General features: G+C 55.3%; 11 protein-coding genes. 5 read left to right on the forward strand and 6 right to left on the reverse strand.

Going from position 1 to position 12,909, the window contains the following annotated elements; translation table 11 throughout:
• Positions 1–22: 22 nt before the first annotated feature.
• Both BLR44_RS18500 and BLR44_RS18505 read right to left on the reverse strand, forming a co-directional pair.
• Positions 23–760 (reverse strand): hypothetical protein, encoded by a 738-nt coding sequence (locus tag BLR44_RS18500; RefSeq protein WP_089684784.1) that lies wholly within the window; start codon positions 758–760, stop codon positions 23–25.
• Positions 761–1,053: 293 nt separating this feature from the next.
• Positions 1,054–3,060, reverse strand: coding sequence for an alpha-ketoacid dehydrogenase subunit alpha/beta (locus tag BLR44_RS18505; protein ID WP_089684786.1), 2,007 nt, complete (start codon positions 3,058–3,060; stop codon positions 1,054–1,056).
• A gap of 173 nt (positions 3,061–3,233) precedes the next feature.
• Here BLR44_RS18505 and BLR44_RS18510 point away from each other — a divergent pair, with 173 nt between their 5' ends.
• The 4 genes from BLR44_RS18510 (at position 3,234) to BLR44_RS18525 (ending at position 7,832) form a co-directional block, all read left to right on the forward strand.
• On the forward strand, positions 3,234–4,478 hold the full coding sequence (locus tag BLR44_RS18510; RefSeq protein WP_089684787.1) for a M16 family metallopeptidase: 1,245 nt from the start codon (positions 3,234–3,236) through the stop codon (positions 4,476–4,478).
• Between the two features lie 21 nt (positions 4,479–4,499).
• Complete coding sequence (gene ispF / locus BLR44_RS18515) at positions 4,500–4,982, forward strand: 2-C-methyl-D-erythritol 2,4-cyclodiphosphate synthase (RefSeq protein WP_089684789.1); 483 nt, start codon at positions 4,500–4,502, stop codon at positions 4,980–4,982.
• A 10-nt stretch (positions 4,983–4,992) separates the two neighbouring features.
• A complete protein-coding gene (mnmD, locus tag BLR44_RS18520; protein ID WP_089684791.1) occupies positions 4,993–5,673 on the forward strand; it encodes a tRNA (5-methylaminomethyl-2-thiouridine)(34)-methyltransferase MnmC2 in 681 nt (226 codons plus the stop codon).
• Positions 5,674–5,813: 140 nt separating this feature from the next.
• Entirely contained in the window at positions 5,814–7,832 is a 2,019-nt protein-coding gene (locus BLR44_RS18525) for a T9SS type A sorting domain-containing protein (RefSeq protein ID WP_089684793.1), read from the forward strand.
• A gap of 75 nt (positions 7,833–7,907) precedes the next feature.
• Here the strand turns inward: BLR44_RS18525 and BLR44_RS18530 are convergent, their stop codons facing one another.
• Entirely contained in the window at positions 7,908–9,242 is a 1,335-nt protein-coding gene (locus BLR44_RS18530; protein WP_089684795.1) for a methionine adenosyltransferase, read from the reverse strand.
• Between the two features lie 179 nt (positions 9,243–9,421).
• The gene (locus BLR44_RS18535; protein WP_089684797.1) at positions 9,422–10,141 is read right to left on the reverse strand and encodes an SAM-dependent methyltransferase; all 720 of its coding nucleotides are present in this window, start codon (positions 10,139–10,141) and stop codon (positions 9,422–9,424) included.
• A gap of 9 nt (positions 10,142–10,150) precedes the next feature.
• Here BLR44_RS18535 and BLR44_RS18540 point away from each other — a divergent pair, with 9 nt between their 5' ends.
• Positions 10,151–10,390, forward strand: a complete 240-nt coding sequence (locus tag BLR44_RS18540; protein WP_089684799.1) for a DUF2905 domain-containing protein — start codon at positions 10,151–10,153, stop codon at positions 10,388–10,390.
• Here the strand turns inward: BLR44_RS18540 and BLR44_RS18545 are convergent.
• Entirely contained in the window at positions 10,379–11,158 is a 780-nt protein-coding gene (locus tag BLR44_RS18545; protein WP_089684801.1) for an alpha/beta fold hydrolase, read from the reverse strand. The two genes, BLR44_RS18540 and BLR44_RS18545, sit on opposite strands and share 12 nt — an antisense overlap.
• A 34-nt stretch (positions 11,159–11,192) precedes the next feature.
• Positions 11,193–12,908 carry a M61 family metallopeptidase gene (locus tag BLR44_RS18550; RefSeq protein ID WP_089684804.1) on the reverse strand — a complete coding sequence of 572 codons (1,716 nt, stop codon included), beginning with the start codon at positions 12,906–12,908 and terminating at the stop codon, positions 11,193–11,195.
• Between the last annotated feature and the right edge of the window lies 1 nt (position 12,909).

Genomic DNA, 12,909 nt, shown 5'->3' on the forward strand with positions numbered 1-12,909 from the left:
AATCGGATTCCCTCTCGCAAAACTATTCGTACCAGAGGCCTTTTTCGGACTTGTCGTGCTTCGGCTTTTCCGGCTTCTCGCGCATGTACACAGGCATGAAGTTACGCGGATTGAGACGCGACAGCCACAGCTTGCGCTTACGATACCGCTCCTTGGCTTCGTACGATTTTTGCCACTTGCGCCCGGCCTGGTCGGCACTCTGATGCACGTTTTCGTAACGACGGCGGGGATTTTTATGCGACAGCTTGGCATAATGGGTATTGCGCCCAGCCTTTTCCATTTCTTCCAGCGAAGGATTCCGGTTTCGGCCTATTTTGGGTGCTTCGTGCTTCGGTACCGAATGGTAGATGGCACCCCCATCCACCGTCTCGCCACTCTTTACCTCTTCGCGTCGGCGCGCCTTGGAGGACAGCTTGTGCATGATGGGCTCGCCCTTTTTCATCTCCTCGCTCTTCGCTTCTTTGCGGTTGATCTGCTTTTTAGAGATGTCTTTGTAAATGGCTTTCCCGTTGACGGTCTGTTCGTTCTTCTCTTCGCGACGCTGTTTTTTCTTCAGGAAAGCGCGCTTGGGATGGTAGCCGGTCGAGGCGTCGCCTTTTTGCGGCACGGGCCGATAGAAATTGGCCTTCTTCTTTTTATCATCCTGTGGAGAGCTTTTGCTATGGATAATGCGCGTTTCGCCCGGTACTTGCGCGTAAGCAGTAGCGCCCGTAACGAGTAAAACAAAAATTCCCCCCAGTACGATCAGAAGATGTCTCATAAACCTACTCCATTCTGGTGCGCATGTGCTAATCAGCGCACCCGGAACGGATTGCTATTTTTTTTCTGTAATAAGCCATTCTTGTCACTTTCGCGCGATTTCTTCTTACGCTTAGCGTTATCGCCAGCCGCAACAATTTGTGCACTGCTGTAGCTCGGACACGTAGATGGCTGACAACTTGGGAGTAAAAATAGTGCACCGCATAAGACCAGCACACAGGAAAAAGGGCGGGGAAAGTACACGAACCACGTACGGGCTAATATTCTGTGATATAGGGAGATAGGAGACATAGGCTAAAAGGCTAATAATTCTTCTACTTTTTTCGCCAACCGCTCACGGGGCAGAAAGTGTTTTTCTAACGAAGCCGCAAAGGGCACCGGTGTATCTAACGCGCCCACGCGCATCACAGGTGCATCGAGGTACACAAAACAGTGCTCGGCAATCCAGGCGGCAATCTCTCCGCCGATTCCTCCAGTCAAGCAATCTTCGTGCAAAATCAGAACGCGTCCCGTTTTGCGCACCGCCGCTTCTACCGTTTCGTGATCCCAGGGAAGCAACGTCCTCAAGTCGACGATTTCTGCCGTAACGCCTGCCATTGTTTGTACAACTTCTTGAGCCCAATGCACCCCCATACCGTAGGTAATGATGGTCACATCCTCACCCGAAGCCACTATTGACGCTTGCCCGAGGGGCAAGGTATAATAATCGTCGGGGACGGGACCGGTAAGCGACCGATACAGGGCTTTGTGCTCGAAATAGAGTACCGGATTGGGATCTTCGATGGAAGCATTCAGGAGGCCTTTGGCATCGTAAGGTGTGGAGGGATACACGACTTTTAAACCCGGCGTATGGAAAAACCACGCTTCGTTCGACTGCGAATGGAAAGGCCCTGCCCCAACTCCTGCCCCGGTCGGCATGCGGATTACCACATCGGCGGCTTGCTGCCAGCGGTAGTGCAGTTTCGCCAGGTTGTTTACGATCTGGTTGAACCCGCACGTCACAAAATCGGCAAACTGCATCTCCACGATCGACTTCCAGCCGGCAATCGACAGCCCTACCCCCACGCCGACGATGGCCGATTCGCAGAGCGGCGTGTTGCGCACGCGCGCTTTCCCGAAACGCGCCATCAGACCTTCTGTTACTTTAAACACACCACCGTATTCGGCGACATCTTGCCCCATCAGCACCAGTTGCGGATACCGCTCGAAACTCTGGCGAATGGCGTCGGCAATGGCATCTACAAAGCGCTTGTCCGAGGTGACCTCCTGGGCAGGGGCAACGGAATGCGGCACATGCGGAGCATAAACGTCAGCTAGCTCCCTTTCCGTAGCGTCGGGGGCGGGTTCGGCAAAAGCTTCCTGCAAGCCCGCGTCGATTTCCGCCTGGATGCGCGCACGCAGCTGGGTGTTGGTCTCGTCATCCAGCACGCCTTCCTTGCGCAGAAACGCTTCGAAATTTTGGACGGGATCTTTCCGGGCCCAGGTGTCCAGCAACTCGCTCGGTACGTACTTGGTGCCGGAGGCTTCTTCGTGCCCTCGCATACGGAACGTCATCGCTTCCACCAACACCGGGCGCGGATTTTCGCGCATGCTGGCCGCCAGGTGCCGGATGGTGTCGAATATATCTAAAATGTTGTTGCCATCCACCTGCACCGCCTCCATGCCGTACCCGAGGCCTTTGTCGACGAAACTTTTGCAACGGAACTGCTCATCGCTGGGCGTCGAAAGGCCGTAGCCGTTGTTTTCCACGATGAACAACACCGGAAGCTGCCACACGGACGCGACGTTTAGGGCTTCGTGAAATTCGCCTTCGCTGGTGCCGCCGTCGCCGCTAAAGGCCGCGACCACCTTTGCTTCGTCCCACAACCGATGCGCCAGGGCAAGTCCATCGGCCACAGAGAGTTGGGGTCCCAGATGCGAAATCATGCCGACGATGTAATGCTCCGGATCTCCGAAGTGAAACGAACGATCACGCCCCCGGGTATAGCCCGAAGCTTTCCCCTGAAATTGCGCAAACAAACGCGCCAACGGCAGTTGCCGCTGTGTAAAAACGCCCAGATTGCGGTGCAGGGGCAGAATGTATTCGTCGGGTCGGAGCGCACAAGTCACACCGACAGCAATGGCCTCCTGCCCGATGCCCGAGAACCATTTGCTGATTTTTCCCTGCCGCAACAGAATCAGCATTTTCTCTTCGATCATCCGGGGTTTGAGCAACGCTTCGTACAGCGCCAGCAAGTCCTGATCGGTGTAATGCTTTCGATCAAACTGGAGGATGGATTCTTCCTGAACGGCTGAGGACATAAGGTCGTGGTTTTAACCGGCCAAACAATGGGAGCGAAATTTGGTTAGGACAGAACTGAGGCCATCGCTTTGTTTTCTTCCCGGGAGATCGGCCGTTCGATTTCCGAATTAAACCCGAAAAATTACGCAGCGAATCCGTAAATCGTGTAAACTCCTCTAACTTTGATCCGCTTATGATTGAATATAGTGAATTTACTCTAGACAACGGCCTGCGTGTGCTGGTGCACGAAGATCACACCGCACCCATGGCCGTGCTGAACATTTTATACAACGTCGGTTCGCGCGACGAGGAGGCCCACCGCACGGGATTTGCCCATTTGTTTGAGCACCTGATGTTCGGTGGCTCGCGTCACATTCCTTCGTACGACGAGCCGCTGCAAAAGGTCGGTGGCGAGAACAACGCCTTCACCTCCCCCGACATCACCAACTACTACATCAGCCTGCCGGCCTCTAACCTGGAAACGGCTTTCTGGCTCGAATCAGACCGGATGCTGGCGCTCTCGTTCGATCCGGAGGTGCTCGATGTACAGAAGAAAGTCGTTATCGAAGAATTTAACCAACGGTACCTGAATCAGCCTTACGGTGACATCTGGCTTAAACTTCGGCCGTTGGCCTACAAGGCGCATCCGTACCAGTGGCCTACGATCGGGAAAGACATCAGTCATATTGCCGAAGCCACGATGGACAACGTGCGCGAGTTTTTCTATCGCCACTATCTGCCGAACAATGCCGTCCTGGTGGTGGCCGGAGACGTAACCGTTTCGGAGGTGCAACGCCTCAGTGAAAAATGGTTCGGCCCGATTCCGGCAGGCGAAGCACCGGTACGCCAGCTTCCGGCCGAACCCGCGCAGCAAGCGGCCCGTACGCTCACGGTCGAGTCCGACGTGCCGCTGCACGCGCTCTATAAGGTGTACCACATGCCGGGGCGACTTCATCCCGATTATTACGCCATCGATCTTCTGAGCGATGCGCTGGGGCGGGGCAAATCGTCGCGCTTGTTCAACCGGCTGGTCAAAGGCCAACGGTTGTTTAACTCCATCGGGGCCTACGTAACGGGCTCGGTCGATCCGGGTTTGCTGGTGATCCAGGGGAAAGTGAACCAGGGAATTGCGCTGGAAGCGGCCAAACAGGCCCTCGACGAGGTGGTGAACGAAATCGTGACGAAAGGACTGGAAGAACCCGAACTCACCAAAGTGAAAAACCAAGCTGAGTCGACGCTGATTTTTTCGGAAGTTGAGCTGCTGAACCGCGCCATGAATCTGGCTTTCTTCGCCGCCCAGGGGGATGCGAATCTGATCAACGCCGAATCGGCAAAAATTCAGGCCGTAACGCCTGACGACATCGCGCGCGTAGCGCAGCAAATCCTTGTTTCTACTAACAGTTCAACCCTTTATTACCGGGCGGCGGCCGAAGCCTGATCGCACCCCAATACTTCTGATATGGCAACAATGAGAGTAGGCATGGGCTACGACGTACACCAGCTGCAGGAAGGCCATCCGTTCTGGCTGGGAGGCATTGAAATTCCACACACCCACGGTGCGGTGGGTCACTCCGACGCCGACGTGCTGATTCACGTAATTTGCGACGCGTTGCTGGGCGCCGCCAACCTGCGCGACATTGGCTATCACTTTTCTGACCAAGATCCTCAGTACAAGGGAATCGACAGCAAACTTCTGCTGAAGCAGGTAATCGCGCTGTTGCAAAAGTCAGGCTATCGGGTAGGCAATGTAGACGCGACCATCTGCCTCCAGCGCCCGAAAATCAACCCGCACGTACCGGCCATGAAGGCGTGCCTAGCCGAGGTGATGGGCATTCCGGAAGAAGACGTCTCCATCAAAGCGACTACCACAGAGCGGCTGGGTTTTGTGGGCCGCGAAGAGGGCGTTTCGGCTTATGCCGTGGTGCTGATCGAAAAATCGTAACGCCAACGCCATGCCCGACTCCCCGCTGCAACTCATCACCACAGGCGACGGCTCGCCCAGCTTGTACCATACGGAGCTGGACGAAACGTATCACTCGCGGCGCGGGGCCGTAACCGAGTCGGACTACGTGTTTATCCAGCGGGGACTGGTGCCGGCCACCGAAGTCAGCGATCCGGTGCGGGTATTTGAAGTAGGCTTCGGAACTGGCCTCAATGCGCTACTGACCTTGCGCTATGCCGAGGAGCACCAGCAGGCGGTCGTTTATCACACGATCGAGTTGTATCCCCTTGCGCCCTCCCTCTGGCAAGCGCTTACGTTCCCGCCACCCCTCGACCAACCTACAGACCGCCAGTGGTTTCGGCAATTACACGAATCGCCCTGGGGGCAGGCCTTGTTGCTTACGCCCCATTTCACCTTCCAAAAAATCGAAGGCGACATCCACACCTACCCAAGCGCAACGGCGGCTTACGATGTGGTCTATTTCGACGCCTTTGCTCCTCAGAAACAGCCCGACTGCTGGCAGCCTGACGTATTTCATCGCCTTTATACAATGCTCCGTGCTGATGGAGCGTTGATAACCTACTGTGCACAAGGTGCTTTCCGCCGTACGTTGCAAGCTACGGGCTTCAAAGTCGAGAAGCTCCCCGGCCCTCCGGGCAAGCGCGAAATGGTGCGTGCCTGGAAGGTCTGACAATTGACCTCTGGAATGGCTGCTCAGTAGGTATTCTTTTGCATTTTGTCGAGTGCAGGACATTACGGTTGCTGCGGGAAAGCAATCTGTTTATATTTAGTTCTTTTCTACCTTGAATTTTTCACACAAAAGTTATTTACATGCGAAGACTCCTACTTCTAGCCATGCTGGTCGGGCCTTGCCTCACCGCCGTGCACGCACAAAAGTCAAAATATGTGGCCCCTGTGCCGAATACCATTACGAAAAAAGATTACTTACACACCACTCCATCGCAGGACCGGCGCAGCGCTACGCCCGCGCCTCAGAAGCCGCAGATCGTCTCCTACTGGGGCACGGTGGTCGGGCAAAGCTACCGCGATATGATGGGCGGCATTACGCTGGAAGGGCACGACCGGCAGCGGATTGCGGTCAACGAAACCGGCGACATTACGGTGGTATGGCCTTACCTGCCGGAAGATGGAGAAAGTAATATGATTGTCCCCCCCTTGACGGGCTACAACTTTTACAATTCGGCCAACTGGATTCAGGACGGGCAAGACATCAAACTGAATACGACCCTTCCGCAGTCAGGCTCGATTAGTGCAGCAAGCGTGTTGTATACAAGCCATGGTGAGACCATTATAGGACGTCAAGGTTTCCAGAATGCGTATCATCAATTTCGTGTATTTCATCGGAGCACACCAGGCACCGGCAACTGGAGCGATAAAAATGTGGCCATTAACCCCGGCTACAACCCATACGCTACAACAAACGGCGATGAGATTTACGTAGTAACGCAAGTTCCTTATTATCATTACTTTCTCAATCCATATCTGTACGAGGAGGATTCTTTGATGGTAGATGCTTCGGTAAGCAAAGGTGTTTTTTCGCCCCTGGTGTTTCACCGCTCCAGCGACGGTGGTCAAAACTTCGATATACAGAACTACTTCTTTGAAGACCTCGACTCCAACAACTTCGTCAGTCTGTTCAATGAGGAATTCTCAATCGACGCCCGCGACAGCATCGTCGCCATTGTGGGTCACGGCACGACCAAAAACAACGTTGGGCTCGTAACATTCCTCCTGAAGTCCGTGGATTACGGCGAAACCTGGAGTTACCAGAACATCCAGGTGATGGATACGACGGTCGTTCCGGCCGATTCCAGCTTTAGCCCTTCGGCGGGTGACGATGGGGCGTACGTGTACCCGGACCACGACGGAGCCCTCGACGTGCTGATCGATAACCAAGGGAAAGTACACGTCTCGACCGGCTTTGCGTTTCGGTTCGTAGCTCCGGACGGCGACCAATCCAACTCGTTCTTCTTCGACGGCGGACTGCTTGACCGTGGTCAATCCGTGTTACTCTACTGGAACGAAGACTTTGAAGACAACGGCTTTGCCGAAGTAGCTGGGATCGCCGATGCCGACGGTGACGGTGAAGTTACCATTGTCGACAACGAACAGACCTTCGAACAAACCAGCCGTTACATCTTCGGTCCCATCTCACAACCGTCGATGAGCATCGATTCCGAAGGCGTTGTGTACATCTTCTACTCGGCCTTGCAAGAAGACGCTTTCGGTGTCTACACCCGCGACATTTACGGCATCTTTTCTGAAAACGGCGGTGACGTATGGTCAGACCCCATCAACATCGCCAAAGCCGTAGGAAACGTTCAGGACGACGGGACCAGCGGCGATGCCTCGAGCGAAGACCTGTATCCCCAGGTACCCAAACGCATCATGGAAGACGACGTGATTCACCTGATCTGGTCGTCTGACTTCGAGCCGGGTTTGTCGTTCCACCTGTTTGAGCTCGGCGGCGATAGTTACGAGTACTATCACGAAGTGCAACTGGCCGAAACCAACTACTATAAGTTTACAGGCGCGGCGTTGCGAAACATCACTGCGGCCGGAGGTTATGCCAAACTCAACGGCACAGTACGGACCTACCCGAACCCATCGAGCAGCCAAACCCGGGTGGACGTTTCGCTTCAGGAAGCGGCTGAAATCCAGGTGCAGGTGAAAAACATCCTGGGTCAGGAAGTCCTGCCACGCACCACGTCGGCACGGGACGTCAACCACTCGGTGGAACTGAACCTGAACAGCCTGCGGGCGGGTATCTACCTCTGCACGGTCACTACCGCCCAAGGCCAGTTCACGCAAAAAATCGTTAAGCAGTAGTTAAGTACTGCACATGCACAAAAAAGCCCGGCAGGTTCTCTGCCGGGCTTTTTTATTCTAAAACGTTTAAGAAGTCTATAAGCCGAAAGCGGCTTTGATCTTATCGACGTAATCGAGTTTTTCCCACGTGAAGAATTCCACCGATTTCTTCTCTTTCCGCCGGACCTCTTCTTTCTCGCCCGTGCCGTTTTCGCGAACGCGAACGTATTCCAGTCCAACCTCTTTGGCCGCAGCTTCCCGGCCCATGTGTCCGTATGCCGCCGACTCAGAAAAGATAGGATTCTTCAGGCCCAGGCGCTCTACGATGGCACGCGGCCGCATGTCGAATAGTTCTTTGATCTTGGAAGCGATCTGGCCGTCTTTCATGTCCACTTTCGCCGTGCCGTACGTGTTTACCGTCAACGAAACCGGCTGGGCTACACCGATGGCATAAGCCACCTGCACCAGGACCTCGTCGCAAAGACCGGCCGCCACCATGTTTTTGGCAATGTGGCGCGCTGCATAGGCCGCACTGCGGTCCACCTTCGAAGAATCTTTTCCGGAGAACGCACCGCCTCCGTGGGCACCTTTGCCACCGTAGGTATCGACGATGATCTTCCGGCCGGTCAGGCCGGCATCGCCGTGCGGTCCACCGATCACAAATTTACCGGTAGGGTTGATGTGGTACTTGGTGCGCGAAGAAAGCATGGTTTGCGGAATGACCGAGGGAATCACCTTCTCAATGATGTCTTTCTTGATCTTCGACAGAATTTTTTCATCGGCCTCGGCGACAGCCGCCGCCCGGCCCTGAGCAGTATCGGGATGCGCCGCGTAATCCGGCTTGATAAAGTCGTCGTGCTGCGTGGAAACGACGATGGTATCGACCACGACGGGTTGGTTGTCGTCGCTGTATTCGATGGTTACTTGTGCCTTCGCATCCGGACGCAAGTACGGCATCAGTTCAGGCTCTTCTTTGCGAATGCGGGCCAGTTCTTTCACCAAACGGTGCGAAAAGGCCAACGCCATCGGCATGAATTCCGGCGTTTCGCGCGTGGCGTACCCAAACATCATTCCCTGATCACCGGCACCTTGTTCTTTTCCTTCCCGCTCGTCAACACCCTGCGCGATGTCGGGCGACTGGCTGTGCAATGCGTTGATCACGCCACACGATTCCGCTTCGAACTGATACTCGGCTTTGGTGTATCCGATCTGCGCGATGGTTTTGCGCACCACGCCCGGAATGTCGACATACGCCTTGGTGGTTACTTCACCAGCCACCACCACTAGGCCGGTGGTTACCATGGTTTCGCAGGCCACGCGCGAGTCGGGATCTTGTGCCAGCATGGCATCCAAAATAGCATCCGAAATCTGGTCCGCTACTTTGTCAGGGTGACCCTCCGAGACCGACTCAGAGGTAAAGAGATAAGGCATTTGCAAATAAGTTAAGATGAATCAATCGTAAACCGGAGATGAGCCTGACGCCAGTTCCGGTGGTTTAATCGCCCTATGCCCACTGATTATCAGACGGTAACCTTCCGGACCGGCGGGCAAATTGCGGCCCCAAAAGTACAGATTTTAGCTTGATTGAAAGCAAGCAACACCGGGAACTCTCAAGAGGCCGAAAGCAGAAAAATGGCCGGAATTTTATGAAAATCGGCCGATGTGCGCCGCCAGGCTTCTACGGTCTGCGTCTGAATGAGCTGATGAGGCGAGGTCAGGTTTGCCGCTACGCACAAAAGTGTCTGCGGGCGGCAGGCTTTCAGAATATCGTCTAACAACGGGTTGTTCCGGTACGGCGTTTCCATGAAAATCTGCGTCTGGTGGTGTTTCTGCGCCTCCTTCTCCAACCCTTGCAGAGCTTTGATCCGAGCTTCCGACGCAATGGGCAAGTACCCGTGAAACGCAAACGACTGGCCGCTGAACCCGGACGCCATCAGCGCCAGCAAAATGGACGACGGCCCCACCAACGGCACCACCGGAATACCACGCCGATGCGCCCCCGCCACGGCTCGTGCGCCCGGATCGGCCACCCCCGGACAACCCGCTTCGGACAGAATGCCTAGGTCGTGGCCTTGTTCGGCCAGATCCAGGTACTGCTCGATTTGACGTACTTCCGTATGTTTGCTCAGTTCGTAAAACTGGAGCGATTCGATCGAGATGCCGAGCCGCAGACCGCTGATGAAACGCCGCGCGGTACGCACGTTTTCAACCAGAAAGTGTTGTAGAGAACGAATGGTTTCGGGCACCTGCGGCGGCAATACCTGCGCTTCGGTGTCCGGTGACAATACGGTCGGTATCAGAAAAAGTCGACCTTTGGATGTTGCTTTCATTGTGATGACATGCCCACTTCGTTCGGAAAACTTTTGATTGGCCTCGGCCTGTTGCTGATCCTGCTGGGCGGCATTTTTTTGTTCGGCGATAAATTCCATTGGCCGGAATGGCTGCGCCCCGGTCGCCTGCCCGGCGACATTGCCATAAAGCGGAAAAACTTTTCGTTTTATTTTCCTTTGGGCACTAGCATATTGCTCAGCCTGCTGCTCACGTTTATTCTCTGGCTGATCCGCCGGTTAGGAAGCTGAGTCGATAAACGCCTGAATCAAACGGATCACCTCGTCGGGTTTCTCGGCGTGCAGCCAGTGCCCCGTTCCAGCCACGGTTTCGATGGTTGCCTTCGGAAACAGACGATGAATTTCCGCTTCATCTTTCGGTTGGATGTAATCGGAGTGCTCGCCACGTAAAAACAAAGTAGGGCCTTCGTAACGTGCGTCGGCAGGCAACGCTTCGCCCACCTGTTCGATTTTCTGGTCGATGACGGGCAAATTCATCCGCCACTCGAAGCCTCCCTCCGATTTTCGCGTCAGGTTTTTCAACAAGAACTGTCGCACCCCTAACTCGGGAATCCGTTCACTCAGAATTTTGTCGGCTTCCTGCCGCGACTTGATCGAATCGACCGGAATGGACTTAAGCCCCGCAAGAATCTGCTGGTGATGCACCGGATAATAACGCGGCGCAATATCGGCCACGACCAGTCCCTGCAAATGCTCAGGATATTGCGTTGCAAAAAACATGGCGGTTTTTCCGCCCATCGAATGCCCCACAACAAAAGGGCGGTCCAGATCGTGCTCCGTCAGAAACTCCAGCAGATCGGCGGCCATTGCCTGATACGTAAACGCCTCGGCGTGCGGCGACTGACCGTGGTTGCGCTGATCTACCAAGTAGACCGGCCGCTCTGTGGCCAGTTGCTTGCTTTGCGAAAGCCAGTTGTCGGCCGATCCGAGCAGGCCGTGCAAAATGACGACGGGCCGACCGGGTTGCTCTTCGCCACTCAGTTTATACGCTAGTTGCATAGAAGATCGGGATTGAATGAGCCGCAAAGGTAGGTTACCCCAGCCACTCGTGCCGCCGCCGCGCCTGATCGCCGGTGACCTGGGCCGGAAGACGCACCTGGTGCACCGCAAAGTACGTCTGCCCATCGGCGGCCAGCGTTACCTGCTGCAAACGATGGTTGCGGAACAACGTCAGTTCTACTGCCTCGGGCGAGGGTTGGGTGTGCAACAAAGCCTCCAGGTTATTTTGCAGCCGGATGCCATTCAGGGCAATCAACTCATCGTCCCGACACAACACGCGTTCGGCGGGAGAGCCGGGTGCTGTGGCCTCTACGCGCAAGCTTCCGTCGCGGAAAGAAGTACGCACCCCCCACTGGCGTTCGGACAGTAAATCAGGAGAAATTTCGTGCAACGACAGTCCCACTGTATGCAACGCACGCCGCAACCGGGGCGACAAATCGACGGTGCCGAACAGACAGGTGTCGACGTACTCTTTCATTTTTTTACCCGCCACCCGTTCGAGGGCTTCCTGGTAATCGGCCACGGTGTAGCCACGCCCAACGCGTCCGAATTCATCCCACATGATCCGCATTACGTCGTCGAGCGAACGTTCGCCCTGGGTCAATTCGCGAAGCTCCAAATCAAGGATAAGCGCCGCTACGGCCCCTTCTACGTAAATCGACCCTTTGCGATGGGGAATACCCGGCGTATAACCGTCGAGCCACGTATCGAACGAAGAGTCGGCGACCGACAGGTTGAGGCGACCGTAATTCAGGAAGTGACGCTGCAAGAGCTTGTTCAGCTCCATCAGGTACTCTTCCAGCGAAAACACCCCCGCGCGTGCCAAGAACAGATCGCCGCAGTAGGTCGTGACGCCTTCAGCGACAAAGCCCGTGCGGAAATAATTTTCCCGAGCAAAGTCGTAGGGCATCATTTCGGCGGGGCGGATGCGCACCACGTTCCAGGCGTGGTAAAGTTCGTGCGAGCTGACGCCCAGCAACTCGCGGTACAGAAATGGCTGGCTCAACTCGTAATCTGGCCCCAGCACGATGGCAGTGGAATTGCGGTGCTCCACGCCGTGGTAGAACTTCCAGGGCAGGGCCTGAATCAGAAAGTGGTATTCCGGTTCCGGAAACTCGCCGAAGGTCTGGATCTGCTTTTCGCTGAACAGCTGAAACGCCATGTGCATCTGAGGCCAGTCGGGCGTCCAGTTCCCCTGAATCCAGACGTGAAAAGGAATGCCCTCGGCTTCGTAGGTAAAATGCTGAAGCGAGTCGCTGGCAATGAGCGGACTATCGACCAGTTGATAATAGTTTTCAGCGCGCAGGTGATGCTTCGACAGGGCTTTCATGCCACAGGCGACCTGATAATGGCGAGGCACGTCAAGAATTACGTCACAGGGTTCGTCGAGACGGTCTTCGGCATAAAGTGCGAAGTTGATGAAATTAAGGTACCACTGCGTCTCGTCGATCCAGGAACCGCCGCCGTCCATCTGCCGGGCGTAGTACGTATAGCGCACCGTGACCGACTTTGCTTTGCCGATGCGGATTTCCCACCGATCCTTTGCAACCTTCTCCCACTTCAGCGGACGCTCTTGCGCGTCGAACGCGGCGAAGGTTCGGACATTTTTTGCAAAGTTGGCCAGCTCGTACCGCCCCGGACGCCATGCCGGCAGTTGTAGTACCAGGCGCGTTCCCTTCAACTTGTTCAGCGTCAGCTCAATCTCCAGAGACTGTGCGTGCGGATTGGCACAAGAAAGGCGATACTGCATG

The organism is Catalinimonas alkaloidigena, assembly GCF_900100765.1.
Lineage (GTDB): Bacteria > Bacteroidota > Bacteroidia > Cytophagales > Flexibacteraceae > Mooreia > Mooreia alkaloidigena.

Bases quoted from the DNA above. Each gene is read 5' to 3' on its own strand.
- BLR44_RS18500 (WP_089684784.1), bottom strand. From the start codon at position 760: ATGAGACATCTTCTGATCGTACTGGGGGGAATTTTTGTTTTACTCGTT.
- BLR44_RS18505 (WP_089684786.1), bottom strand. From the start codon at position 3,060: ATGTCCTCAGCCGTTCAGGAAGAATCCATCCTCCAGTTTGATCGAAAG.
- BLR44_RS18510 (WP_089684787.1), top strand. From the start codon at position 3,234: ATGATTGAATATAGTGAATTTACTCTAGACAACGGCCTGCGTGTGCTG.
- ispF (WP_089684789.1), top strand. From the start codon at position 4,500: ATGGCAACAATGAGAGTAGGCATGGGCTACGACGTACACCAGCTGCAG.
- mnmD (WP_089684791.1), top strand. From the start codon at position 4,993: ATGCCCGACTCCCCGCTGCAACTCATCACCACAGGCGACGGCTCGCCC.
- BLR44_RS18525 (WP_089684793.1), top strand. From the start codon at position 5,814: ATGCGAAGACTCCTACTTCTAGCCATGCTGGTCGGGCCTTGCCTCACC.
- BLR44_RS18530 (WP_089684795.1), bottom strand. From the start codon at position 9,242: ATGCCTTATCTCTTTACCTCTGAGTCGGTCTCGGAGGGTCACCCTGAC.
- BLR44_RS18535 (WP_089684797.1), bottom strand. From the start codon at position 10,141: ATGAAAGCAACATCCAAAGGTCGACTTTTTCTGATACCGACCGTATTG.
- BLR44_RS18540 (WP_089684799.1), top strand. From the start codon at position 10,151: ATGCCCACTTCGTTCGGAAAACTTTTGATTGGCCTCGGCCTGTTGCTG.
- BLR44_RS18545 (WP_089684801.1), bottom strand. From the start codon at position 11,158: ATGCAACTAGCGTATAAACTGAGTGGCGAAGAGCAACCCGGTCGGCCC.
- BLR44_RS18550 (WP_089684804.1), bottom strand. From the start codon at position 12,908: ATGCAGTATCGCCTTTCTTGTGCCAATCCGCACGCACAGTCTCTGGAG.